Source organism: Methanocalculus sp., assembly GCF_029762515.1.
GTDB lineage: Archaea > Halobacteriota > Methanomicrobia > Methanomicrobiales > Methanocorpusculaceae > Methanocalculus.
Genome location: NZ_JARVGN010000028.1, coordinates 1 through 10029 on the forward strand (window position 1 = coordinate 1; position 10029 = coordinate 10029).

At 50.2% G+C, this 10029-nt stretch carries 4 protein-coding genes; 3 read left to right on the forward strand and 1 reads right to left on the reverse strand.

The features are described 5' to 3' along the window. Together QCH34_RS01820 and QCH34_RS01825 are read left to right on the forward strand one after the other, a co-directional pair. On the forward strand, positions 1–3580 hold a 3580-nt coding region (locus QCH34_RS01820), incomplete at its 5' end, for a PAS domain S-box protein (protein WP_300329115.1). Between the two features lie 64 nt (positions 3581–3644). Beyond that, positions 3645–7007 carry a PAS domain S-box protein gene (locus QCH34_RS01825; protein WP_300329118.1) on the forward strand — a complete coding sequence of 1121 codons (3363 nt, stop codon included), beginning with the start codon at positions 3645–3647 and terminating at the stop codon, positions 7005–7007. Positions 7008–7041: 34 nt separating this feature from the next. Here QCH34_RS01825 and QCH34_RS01830 read toward each other — a convergent pair whose 3' ends face one another. Beyond that, complete coding sequence (locus QCH34_RS01830) at positions 7042–8211, reverse strand: PAS domain S-box protein (RefSeq protein WP_300329121.1); 1170 nt, start codon at positions 8209–8211, stop codon at positions 7042–7044. Between the two features lie 268 nt (positions 8212–8479). On the opposite strand from QCH34_RS01830, the gene QCH34_RS01835 reads away from it, so the two are divergent. After that, the gene (locus QCH34_RS01835) at positions 8480–9976 is read left to right on the forward strand and encodes a hypothetical protein (RefSeq protein WP_300329123.1); all 1497 of its coding nucleotides are present in this window, start codon (positions 8480–8482) and stop codon (positions 9974–9976) included. Positions 9977–10029 lie beyond the last annotated feature (53 nt).

Genomic DNA, 10029 nt, shown 5'->3' on the forward strand with positions numbered 1-10029 from the left:
CGATGCCCTCAATCTGACGCCTGAAGAGGTGGATGGCAGGCGGTGCTATGAGCTGATCGGAAGAGATGAGCCCTGCGAGATCTGTGCAACAACAGAGGCGGTTGCTACAGGAAAAGCCGTGACAATCGAGAAGTTCGTCCCCGAAATGCAGAAGTACTTCCAGTGCACAAGCAACCCCGTATTCGGGGAAGATGGAAACCTGGAACTCGTCATTGAGCGGCTTCATGACATCAGCGATCAGAAAATGACAGAGGAGGCTCTCCGCAAGAGCGAGGAGAAGTACCGGACTCTGGTTGACAGGGCAAGCCAGATGCTCTTCCTCCACGATCAATACGGAGCAATCCTTGATGTCAACCAGAAGGCGATAGAGAGCACCGGGTACAGCCGTGAAGAGCTCCTTTCGATGAATGTCGCGGATATCGACCCCGATGTAGATCTGCATTCTTTTACACAATGGCTCTGGCAGGAAGCGCCACTTCTGGAGGAGAGGTTCTTTGAAACACGGCACAGGCGGAAGGATGGATCGATCTATCCCGCCGAAGTGCATGCATCAAGGGTAACTATTGCGGGCGAGACCTGCATCATGGGACTCGCAACCGATATTACAAGCCGCAAAGAGAGGGAGGCGGCACTTCAGGAGAGTGAGGGGAAGTTCCGTGGCATCATCGAGAATCTTCAGGATATCTACTACAGAACCGATGCAGATGGAATTGTCACGATGCTGAGCCCCTCGGCAGCCGGAATCTTTGGATATGATACACCGGATACCATGATGGGCAAGCCTGCCTCTGATTTCTGGGTATATCCTGAAGAGCGGAAGGAGATTTTAAGGCGTATTGCAGAGGAGGGAGGAGTGCGGGACTATGAGGTCACGCTCAAAAAGGCAGATGGAAGCCCCCTCCCGGTTTCAGTATCCTGCCGCCAGATCTATGATGGTTCCGGAAAACCAGCAGGAATTGAGGGAGTTATCCGGGATATCACCGAACGGAAAGAGGCTGAAGAGAGGATCAAAGAGAGTGAGGAGAAGTACCGGCTCATCGCAGATAATACCGCAGATACAATATGGATCGCTGATCTCAACCTCAAAATCCAGTATATCAGCCCGTCTGTCCTGAAGATGCGGGGATATACCCCGGAGGAGGTGATGGGGCAGTCCTTACAGGAGATGCTGACGCCCGGGTCATTTGAATCGGTACAGAAACAATTTGCCGCGGAGATGGCGCTTGAAGCTACAGGAAAGGCAGATCCGGAGAGGACGATTCACATAGAGTTTGAGAAGTACCGGAAGGATGGATCGACGATACTGGTTGAGAATGCGATCCGGTTCCTCCGCGATCATGATGGGCAGCCGACTGGTATTATCGGGGTATCACGGGATATAACCGAGCGGAAAGAGGTTGAGAAACTCATCAAACAATCCAATGATCGCCTGAAAACCGTCATTAACAGCATTGATGCTTTCATTTATATTGCTGACATGGAGACATACGAGGTTCTCTTTCAGAACGAACACGGGCGAAATGCCTGGGGCAATGTAGAAGGTGCTATCTGCTGGAAGTCCCTGCAACACGGCCAGGATGGTCCATGTCCGTTCTGCACAAATGATAAATTGCTTGATAAAGACGGGAAACCTGCCGGGGTATACATCTGGCAGTTCCAAAATACGGTAAATGGACGATGGTACGAATGCCGGGATGTGGCAATTCAGTGGATTGACGGACGCATTGTCCGGATGGAGATCGCAACAGATATCACCGAACGAAAAGAGGCTGAAGAGAGGATCAAAGAGAGCGAGGAGAAGTACCGGCTCATCGCAGATAATACCGCTGATAATATCTGGATCTTTGATATGGACTTTTCGCTCCGGTACATCAGCCCCTCGGTTCTCTCGATGAAAGGCTTCACCGTGGAGGAGTCGCTCGCACAGACTATCGAAGAGGTGATGACTCCTGCATCATATGCAGCACTTCGGGATCGGTTTAATAAGGAGATGGAAGCCGAAGCATTAGGTACCGCTGATCCGGACAGAACCGTATCATTTGAGACTGAAGAATACTGCAGGGACGGATCGACAATACTGGTTGAGAACTCGACACGGCTGCTCCGGGATGAGGAGGGGAAGCCTGTTGGAATACTCGGAGTATCACGTGACATCACGAAACGAAAGGAGATGGAGAGAGCCCTCAAAAGCCAGCTTGACCTGATCGAAGGGCTCTTTGAGAGCCTCCCGCTTGGAGTGATCATCTTTGATACAGGCGGGACGATACTCCGCATGAACAGGGGAGTTGAGGAGATCACCGGATATTCTGCTGAAGAGATTCCGACTGTGGGGGATTGGTTCGTCAGGACATACCCGGATCCTGCTTACCGGGATGAAGTGATCGCAACATGGGAAAGTGATAAAGAAGGGGAGGTCAGGAGCCGTGAATTTAAGGTCACCTGCAAGGATGGCACGATAAAGGATATCGAATTTCATGCAGTATTTCTCACAGATGGCAGGATCATTGTGACGATCTCAGATGTGACAGAGCGGAGGAGAGCGGAAAAAGAGAAAGAGAAGAATGAATACCGCTTTTCGATCATGGCAAACCAGAGCCGTGCCTATACCTGGGAGATAGATGCAGAAGGCCTCTATACTTCAATCAGTCCGGAGGCGGAGGCGATAACCGGGTATAAGCCAGAAGAGATCGTTGGAAGAATGCATTTTTACGAGCTTCATCCAGAGAAAGAGCGTGAGGGATTCAAACAGAGAGCAATGGGGATCATTGCCAGAAGAGAGACCTTCACAGAGTTTGAGAATTATGCTCATAAAAAGAATGGTGAGACCATCTGGGTCAGCACAAGCGGCATTCCAATTGAGGACGATTCAGGCTGCCTTATTGGATACTGGGGAACAGATACCGATATCACTGAAAGAAAACTCTCAGAAGATGCCCTGCAGATGGCAAACAAGAAACTCCAGATACTCGCGAGTATCACCCGCCATGATATACAGAACAGGATCATGGCTCTTCTGGGATATCTCGATCTGACAAAGATGGAGATTGATGATCCAAGGCTATCTAAGTATCTGGGTGAGATAGAGAGAGCAGGGAGTGATATCCAGCGGCAGATTGAGTTCACCCGCACCTATCAGGAGCTCGGTGTGGAGAGGGCGGCATGGCATGCTATTGACGATCTCCTCTCTCCGATATCCGGTTCAGAGCTGCCTCTTATTGCTGATTGCACCGGATACCAGGTACTTGCCGATCCGATGATCGAGAGGGTCTTTTCCAACCTGATGGATAACACCATCCGGCATGCCCATGATGCAACAAGAGTCGGATGCCGGTGCGAGGAGCGGGACGGGCAGCTTGCGATCATCTGGGAAGATGACGGGGCAGGCATTCCTGACGACCAGAAAGAACGGATCTTCGAACGGGGGTATGGAAAGAATACAGGACTTGGGCTCTTCCTCTCACGGGAGATCCTGGCAATCACCGGAATTACGATTGAAGAAACCGGTGAATATGGAAAAGGAGCGAGATTTGAGATGCTGGTTCCAGCCGGGGCCTGGCAGAAAAGTGATGCAAGGTCCTGATTTTCTTTTAGAGCCTGATCGGTGAGAAGGTATTTTCACCCTTAATGCTCATCATAGAGTAGAGATGACATCCACCGGGGCTGAGGTACAACCAATTTCTGTTCTCTATGTAGATGACGAGCCTTCACTCCTCGATATAGGGCAGCTCTTCCTTGAGCGGACAGGAGGTATCAGGATCACAACGGCAGCGGATGCAGAGGTGGCGATCCGGCTCATTGATGAACACCGATTTGATGCGATCGTCTCGGACTACCAGATGCCGGGGATGGATGGGATCGCGTTTCTCAAACACCTGAGGCAGTCGGCCAATACAATACCGTTCATCATATTCACCGGAAAAGGCCGGGAGGATGTTGTGATCGAGGCCTTAAACAGCGGTGCGGACTTCTACCTCCAGAAGGGCGGCGATCCAAAGTCCCAGTTTGCCGAGCTTGCCAATATGATCCGTTCCGCTGTTGCCCATAAGAATGCTGAAAAGCTCGCTAAAGAGACAGAAAAACGGCTCTATGATATCATACAGTTCCTCCCTGACCCCACCTTCGCTATTGATTCCAAAGGTATTGTGATCGCATGGAACCAGGCGATTGAGGAGATGACCGGCGTTCCTGCAGGCGATATGATCGGGAAGGGCAATTATGAGTATGCAATCCCCTTTTACGGGGAACGCCGCCCCTTGCTGATCGATCTCATCTCCTTTTCTGATGAGGAGCTTCTGCGATCAAAGTATGCATCAGTCACACGGGAACGGGATGTACTGATTGCAGAGACCTCCCTGCCACGGCCGCTGGGAAGGTATGCTGTCCTTGCAGGCAAGGCATCCCCACTCTATAATGAGAGCGGGGATATCGTCGGGGCGATCGAGACCATCCGGGACAACACAGAACAGAGGCGATCAGAAGAGGCACTTCAGGAGAGCGAGGAGCGGTACAGGCTCACGCTGGATGCTGCCAATGACGGGATCTGGGACTGGGATTATAACACGGGAGACGCCTTCTTCAGCTCACGCTGGTATACAATGCTTGGGTATGAACCGGATGAGCTACCGGGATCCTATGCAACGTGGAGATCGCTCCTTCACCCCGGGGATCTTGAACGGGCTGAAGAGTATATCCAGAACCATATCCGGGAAGGAAGAGGGAGTTTCCGGCTCGAGTTCCGGATGCAGACAAAAGATGGCGGATGGAGATGGATCCTTGCCAGGGGAAAGATCGTCAACCGTGATGAAGAGGGGAGACCTCTCCGCCTCCTTGGAACCCATACCGACATAACAGAGCAGAAGGAGGCAGAGAAAGCATTACAGAAGAGTGAACAGCTGTACAGGCTGATCACCGAGAATATGACCGAGACGATCTCGATTCTCGATCTCTCACTCAGGTTTACCTATGTCAGCCCGTCTGTTGAATCCCTGAGAGGGTTTTCTGTGGATGAGGCTGTAATACAGTCTCTTGGGGAGGTGCTGGCACCGGAATCCCTCATGAATGCAATGCAGGTGTTTCAGGAGGCAATGGAGCGTGAGGCTGCCGGAGAACCGGTTGGTGTTGTCAGCCTTGATCTTGAGACATATAGAAAGGATGGATCAAGCATCTGGGTGAATAATACCATGACCTTCATCCGTGACAGCGACGGGATTGCCACTGCCATCCTCATTGTGGGCCGCGATGTGACAGAGATGAAGAGAGCTGGGTTTGAAGCGGATAGGAACAAGAGGCTTCTCGAAGCGATGCTGGATGGCATCCCCGATATCGTCGGCCTCCAGCTCCCCGATCATACCATTGTCAGGTACAATAAGGCAGGATACGAGATCCTGGGCCTGAGACCTGAGGAGATTCAGGGCAGGAGATGTTATGAGATCATCGGACGGAGCAGCCCCTGTGAACTCTGTGCCACCACACAGGCGGTTCTCTCGAAGAAGCAGGAGACAGTCGAGCGGTATGTCCCGGAGCTTGGGATGTTCATGGAATGTACAAGCAACCCGGTCCTTGATGAGAACGGAGAGATTGAGCTTTTAATCGAAGTCCTCCATGATATCACAGAACAAAAAGAGGCAGAGAAGGCGCTTCTGGAGAGCCAGCAGAAGTTCAAGTCCCTCTTTATGAATATGATCGAGGGATCAGCCCTCCATGAACTCATCTACAGTGAGGATGGAATACCAGAAGATTATCGGATCATTGAGATCAATTCTTCGTATGAGAGGGTACTTGGAGTCAGGTGGAAGGATACCATCGGGAAGACAGGGCGGGAGATATACGGTGCCGGTGATCCGCCTTATCTTGAAGAGTATGCAGGTGTGGTCCGGTCTGGAGAACCGGTAATCTTTGAAACCTACTTCCAACCCCTGAAGAGGCACTTCATCATCTCGGCATACCGGACAGGGGAGGGCAGGTTTGCCACAATATTTGAAGATATCACCGAACAAAAGCTCGCTGAAGAAGAGCTTCTATTGAAGGATGCTGCCGTTCACGCATCATTAAACGGCCTTGCCATCACCAATCTCTCCGGAGATATCACCTATGCCAATCCCGCATTCCTTTCAATGTGGGGAGCATCGGATATCAACGAGGTAATCGGCAGATCCATCCTCTCCTTATGGATGATAGAGGAGAGTGGGCAGGAGATAGCCGATGCAATCCTGGAAGCGGGCAGCTGGTCGGGTGAGGTGTCCGGAACCAGAAAAGATGGATCAGAGATCATCCTTGAGCTTGCCACAAGCCTTGTCCGTGATGCTTCTGAAACTCCTATCGCTATGATGGGCTCCTGTATCGATATCACCGGTCGAAAGAGAGAGGAGAAGGCGCTTCAGGCCGCCAACAAGAAACTCCAGATCCTCTCCAGTGTCACCCGGCACGATATCCTGAACAAGATCATGGTGATTGACGGCTATATCTGGCTGAAGAGAGAGAAAGAGGGTGAGCAGCAGGATATGTACCTCGCTGATATTGAGAAGGCGGTCAAATCGATCGAACGGCAGATCGAGTTTACCCGCCAGTATGAGAACCTGGGGGTGCAGGCACCCACCTGGCTTTCGATCGCCAGTTTAATCGAGGTGATTGATGATGGCCGGCTACCCATCATCCGGCATCTCTCTGATGAAACCGCCGTCTTTGCCGATCCGATGATCCAGAAGGTCTTCGAAAATCTCATGGAGAATACCCTCCGGCATGCCGAAGGGGCGAGCCGGGTGGAGATCCGGTGCGAAGAGCGGGATGGCCGGCTCGCCATCATCTGGGAGGATGATGGGCCGGGTGTTCCTGACGACCAGAAGGAGCGGATCTTCGAGCGGGGTTTTGGGAAGCATACAGGCCTTGGGCTCTTTCTCTCACAGGAGATTCTGGCGATCACCGGGATTATGATTGCCGAGACCGGGGAATATGGGAAAGGAGCAAGGTTTGAGATGCTGGTGCCTGAAGGGGGATGGCGGCAGGGATAGACGGAGGCCCGGAGCCCACCTTTCTCAGTCTCTCTTACGCCGCATCATCAGCCCTGATATCGGTTATATCCTCAACTGAACAGAGTATGCAGGGCCTGTCATCTATCGTGACAAATGATGAAGAGAGGCGGCAGATGCAGATCTCGCCGGACCGTCTCCGGCAGCAGAGCTCCATGCCCCTGACCTGCCTGCCTTCCCTGACTGCCGAGTAAAAGGTATCCCATTCAAAACCGGGTACAGGAAGATCAAGTTCTTCCACAGTCTTTCCGATCACCTCATCCCGCAAGTACCCGAAACTCTCCTCAAACATATCATTGACATCCAGAAAGACCCCGCCTTCAAGGGAGACGACCGCCAGTGAGACCGGGGTATGCTTAAAGAGCATTCTCAGCCTCTTTTCGGATTCTTTGAGTGCATTTTCAGCCTCAATCTGTCCGGTTATATCCCGTACTGAAAGGAGGACTGCGGGTAGATCTCCAAATTCAATGAGATTGCCAACACATTCGATACGTCGCTCATTCCCTTTGAGTGTTTTGATCCGGTACTTCAGATCAAAAGGCTCATACCCGCTTTGTATTTTGGCAAGAGCGGAAACAGCACTCTCCCGGCCCTCGGGGGAGATGATGAAATCAAGGGCATTCATCCTGCCGCTTGTATCAAGATCCTCTTCACTCTCGATGATATCGGCCGCCCGCGGGTTGGCAAAGAGGATCTTTGCATTGAAATCCACGATGATGATCCCTTCGTTTGACTGTTCCACCAATGTCCTGAATATCTCAGTACTTCTCCAAAGTGCAGCTTCTGCCTGTTTCTTCCCAATCGCGTACTCGATCTTCTTCCGGAGCTCTGCAAACAGGGCAACTGATCCCCCGGTTTTCTGGATATAGAAATCTGCGCCAGAGTTTAGGGCGTCGATCACCACTTCCTCCCTTCCCCTCCCGGTGAAGATGATGAAGGGAGTCGAGCTATCCATCTCCCGGAGATACTGGAGCAGCGAGATACCATCCATACGCGGCATCTGGTAATCTGACACAATTGCATCGAACTGCTGCTCCCTGAGGAGGAAAAGAGCTTCCTCTGCGTTGTCTGTGACAGTTACTAAAAAAACCCCTGATTCTTCCAGAAACTGCTTTCCCACATCCAGGAGAGCGGGTTCGTCATCCACGAGGAGGATCCGAAAAACCGGTTTACCGGCAGGCGGCATATAAGAAAATACGGGTATAAGACCATAACTGTTCCGATATGGATATTTGAATTCATTGAAGACGATCTTCTCATCCGGACTTATAGTATACTGAAAGTTTTTCCGGCTTTTTCTTATAGTATACTATAAATCGCTCAGGAGGAATGAAGCGAGATAAACAGTCAGGCTTCATAGGAGCAAGGAAAGAGTCTTAATACTATAAGGAGGGATATTCCAGAAATCACCAATCCAATAAACGTTTACTAAATTTGTCGTACAATGGAGTGGTATGATGCATCAGGTACATGAGAGCAGTGGAGATTATATCCAGGATCTCTATGACACCCTGCATGGAAAGAGACCGGATATCGACATATTTCAGCTCTCCTATCTCTATGCAACTACAGACTTTAATAGTCTCATGCATTTTGAAGAAGACGGGTACAAAGCCGGTATCCTCCTTCAGCATATAAGGAACGAGAGAAAACGGCTGCGAAAGGTAAAAAGACGGAAACAATTCTTCACGATTCTTGATTCCACCCTTAAAACCGGTATCCTCGACAGACTGAAGCAGCGTGAGTTTCTGTTGGCCGAGGAACGTATCTATCGTTTTGCGACAATGAGGGATCTGGGTGCGGTAGCAGACCATATCTTCGAGATGAACGAGATGAACAACTGGGCATATACTCTCTTAAACGGCAATGATGACAATTATCTTTCCCTCCTTGATTCACCTGAAGAGTTCACGGCTATTGCACAGTATTTCTGCAAGACAGATGAAAAAAAGCCGTTTGAATGGCTCTATTCTTATATCCTTGAGATTATCGACTGTTGCCCAAAATCATATCTGGAAGGCGGAATATTCGGCAAATGGATGAGATCAATATTTGGAGTCTTCTTCTTTGCAAAAGCTGTTGGAAACACGCATTGGGATACTATTTCACACCTGGCGGGCTATTTTGCCACAACATACCTCTTTGACGATATTATTGATGATCCGGGATACCAGGATGAAGAAAAAGAACACTACTTCACAAACGTCCTTACCCTTCTCCGAAGCGAGAGCTCCGGGAAGCTGCATTACTCACAGGATCCGGTAATGGCCATATCTGAACGGGCTTTTACCGGGATCCGCGAACTGCTTGATAAAGAAAGACTCAAAATGGTTGCCCGGTCCTATGAAGCAATCGCACAGGCGACATATATCGGATCCAACTGGCAGTATACAACACCTCTGACGGGCACAACACTCTATGCCATTGCGGCGATCAAAGCAGCATATACCCGGATTATACCGGCAATTCTTGCAGGACACCCTATTGACAGGATCTTCCTCTCCCACTGCATGAAGGCAGGGCTTATCTATCAGCTGACGGATGAACTCCGTGATATATGCGAAGATCTTGAAGAAAAGCATGTAACCCCCTTTAATTACTATTGCCATGGTTGTGTGCCCCAGGATATTCACCCAATCCATGTATTATGTATCGCTGTGAGCAGATTATCAGAAATAAATAGTGCAGAGATCCCGGATGCATATGACCTCTGGGTGCTTCGGATCTCACATGCTCTCCGCCTGTTCTATCTCAAGTCCGGTAGAAAAGAGATGAAAGAGATTTTTCGTGATATGGAATTTCCTGTCGATCAACTGACCGAAGAACTTGCAAAGCTTGGGGATTGTGCTGAAGAGATCATTGATATTGAAGCTGAGGCTTCAAAGATGTACTCTGATATTGCAGTTTCAATGCGTGGTGGCTGGACAAAAAAACCGGTCTATGGGCATTGAACACAGCGGTAAGCCACCGAATGAAACAGCATGATAGAAAAACTGCTGAAAAG

What these genes read in the sequence shown, in the direction of transcription:
- QCH34_RS01835 (WP_300329123.1), top strand. Translation starts at nt 8,480, where the DNA reads ATGATGCATCAGGTACATGAGAGCAGTGGAGATTATATCCAGGATCTC.
- QCH34_RS01825 (WP_300329118.1), top strand. Translation starts at nt 3,645, where the DNA reads ATGACATCCACCGGGGCTGAGGTACAACCAATTTCTGTTCTCTATGTA.
- QCH34_RS01830 (WP_300329121.1), bottom strand. Translation starts at nt 8,211, where the DNA reads ATGCCGCCTGCCGGTAAACCGGTTTTTCGGATCCTCCTCGTGGATGAC.